The organism is uncultured Planktosalinus sp. (assembly GCF_963973675.1).
Classification (GTDB): domain Bacteria; phylum Bacteroidota; class Bacteroidia; order Flavobacteriales; family Flavobacteriaceae; genus Planktosalinus.
Genome location: NZ_CAXBAN010000396.1, coordinates 1 through 2,351, shown reverse-complemented (window position 1 = coordinate 2,351; position 2,351 = coordinate 1). Strand labels below are relative to the sequence as shown.

The following is a 2,351-nucleotide window of genomic DNA, read 5'->3' as shown; positions in this document are numbered from 1 at the left end:
GGATCCCATTTTCTCCAGTGGGATTTATGTGGGAATGATGAGTGCCAAATTTGTAGCTGAAAAACTTGATGAGGCCTTTAGGAAAAATCAAAATCCTGAAGACTATCTTAAACCTGTTTATGATAACTTAGATGGGGCTTATGATTTAATTGAAAAACTTATTAGAGTGTTTTATGACCCCAAAGCATTATCATTATCAAATTTAACTGATGCAAAAAACTCCGGATACGAACAATTTGACAGAGCCTATACTATATATCATTATCTTCTACAGGGAGATTTTTTATTAAACCATAAAAAATATCATAGTGCTGTAGATATACTAAAAGACGACAATCAGTTTCAAAAATATGTTAACTTTATAAAATCAAAAGAAATTACTGCTAAGAACTAATTAAATAACTAACTAATATTTGATATTATGATTAAATTTTCAAAATCTTTTTTATTATTACTATTATTCATTTTAGTAATTTCATGTGCTGAAAAAAAGAATACTGTACAGACCCCCGAAATGTCAGACAATAAGTCTGAATTGAATGAAAGTAATAAGCTTCCTCAAACATCAAGATCCGTTGAAGAAGTTTTTGAAATTTGGGCAAAATCCTTAGGTGACAGGCTAAAAATTGATGAAAAAACAATCACACACATCAAGAATATCTACTTAGATGCTTATATTTCTTCCGGTGGTAATCTTGATGATAACTTGAATAGGGAGGAGGCTCAACTATTACGCAATCAGATTGTAAAAGAAACCAAGGACGAAGTCATCAAACTTCTAAATACAGACCAACAAAATATTTATCTGAGGTTTATAAAAGACTAAGAATTGCTTAATGTCAAATCATACATTTCCAGGTAATGTTTTACAGTTTTTTCTATCGGGAATAGAGTGACTTTTTTTTCATTCCAATCGTCTTTGTAAGCTTTTTCCATAGCTTGTTTCAAGCCTATGGGTGAAATACTTTTAATGGCAATGACGTTGCCCCCTGTAACCTCTTTTAGCGCACCTTTTTCAGAACTGATTATTGGCATTTTTAAAGCAACACTTTCAGCGGCAGTAAAACAAAATCCCTCACTTAGTGATGGTATGATTACTGCATTTGTAGCACTTACTTCATTAATTAAATCATTGTAAGAGAGGTTGTGTTTCCATATAAGGTTAGATTCGATTTTTAAGGATTTAGTTAGTCTTTTTATTTTTAAAAAAATGTTTTTGGGATAGTGAGGTATTATCATTTTTAATTTTACATCGGGGTGTTTTTCTATAAATAATGAAAACCCTTCTAGTAAAATATCAAGACCTTTTGAAACACCCAGTCTTCCGAAATAACAAAAAGTAAAATGTTTTGCTTTAGTTGAATTTTTAACAGTTAATTGATTATAATACAATCCATTGTAAATTCTTGTAATCTTGTTTTGATTGACACCTGCATCAATAAGTCTGGTTTTTGTAAAATCTGATACAGCTATAAATTTATCAAAATTCAATTGAAGTATAAACCACTCAAAACTGAAATAGAGAACTTTTGAAAACAATGAAGCAAATGGAGCTTTAAACCATAGTTTACCCCAATATTCATGAAATGTGATTACACATTTTGTTTTAGTGATTTTTGATGCAATAAAGGCCGGAATTGCAGCAGTATAAGATGATGTTTGTATTAAATCAACTTTTTTAGCTATCTGTACACACTTTTTCACTGAAAGTATGGTAAATAAAAATCGATTTGGAATTTCTAAACGTATTATATCAACTCCGTTAACTGTTTCTTGCTTTCTTAATGTTTTTTGAAATCTTGTTGTAATTATTGTAACTTGATGATTGTTGATAACCAATTGTTCTGAAAGATTTTTCCAAAGGGTTTCTGCTCCTCCTATGTATGGATAATAATGTTCAACAATAAAGACAAATTTCATTGATTGGTCTTTTGAAGTTTTTCAATTTCTAAGGCTGTTTTTCTAACTAAATCTGTGATTTGTTTATTTTGCCTTTTAATGGTTACAAAGGTTTTGAAATGAATGAAAAACGACAAGGCTAGTCCTATAAAAATTATCGCGTTAACATTATCCTTAATTCCCAAAAGGTCTGATAAAAAGAAAGTGATTTGGTCTGGAATGATTGCAAGTATACAAACCCCTAACCAAAAAAGAACCCAAAAAAAAGTTTCAAATAAAGTGTTGTTTCCACCTCTATGGCTTTTTAAAGTGAGTCCAATTGAAAACAAACCTATTAAAGGAACAATAATTTGATAAACTTCAAAATTCATAGTAGCTAGTTTTTAAACAATGAATGATATACAATATTTAATGCTGTTTTTATACCTTCTTTTTTGGTTAGGGGTTTGTAT

4 protein-coding genes are annotated in these 2,351 nt (G+C 29.7%); 2 read left to right on the top strand and 2 right to left on the bottom strand.

The genetic code is table 11. The features are described from left to right. A partial coding sequence (locus AACY61_RS12560; protein ID WP_339611924.1) for a hypothetical protein occupies positions 1–394 on the top strand: 394 nt, incomplete at its 5' end. Positions 395–514: 120 nt separating this feature from the next. Continuing rightward, a complete protein-coding gene (locus AACY61_RS12555) occupies positions 515–826 on the top strand; it encodes a hypothetical protein (protein ID WP_339611923.1) in 312 nt (103 codons plus the stop codon). On the opposite strand, the gene AACY61_RS12550 is transcribed toward AACY61_RS12555, so the two are convergent. Both AACY61_RS12550 and AACY61_RS12545 read right to left on the bottom strand, forming a co-directional pair. Continuing rightward, the gene (locus AACY61_RS12550; RefSeq protein WP_339611922.1) at positions 823–1,920 is read right to left on the bottom strand and encodes a glycosyltransferase family 4 protein; all 1,098 of its coding nucleotides are present in this window, start codon (positions 1,918–1,920) and stop codon (positions 823–825) included. The genes AACY61_RS12555 and AACY61_RS12550 overlap by 4 nt on opposite strands. Beyond that, positions 1,917–2,270 (bottom strand): DUF2304 domain-containing protein, encoded by a 354-nt coding sequence (locus tag AACY61_RS12545; protein ID WP_339611921.1) that lies wholly within the window; start codon positions 2,268–2,270, stop codon positions 1,917–1,919. Before AACY61_RS12545 ends, AACY61_RS12550 begins: the two co-directional genes overlap by 4 nt. Positions 2,271–2,351: the final 81 nt, after the last annotated feature.

What these genes read in the sequence shown, in the direction of transcription:
- AACY61_RS12555 (WP_339611923.1), top strand. Translation starts at nt 515, where the DNA reads ATGTCAGACAATAAGTCTGAATTGAATGAAAGTAATAAGCTTCCTCAA.
- AACY61_RS12550 (WP_339611922.1), bottom strand. Translation starts at nt 1,920, where the DNA reads ATGAAATTTGTCTTTATTGTTGAACATTATTATCCATACATAGGAGGA.
- AACY61_RS12545 (WP_339611921.1), bottom strand. Translation starts at nt 2,270, where the DNA reads ATGAATTTTGAAGTTTATCAAATTATTGTTCCTTTAATAGGTTTGTTT.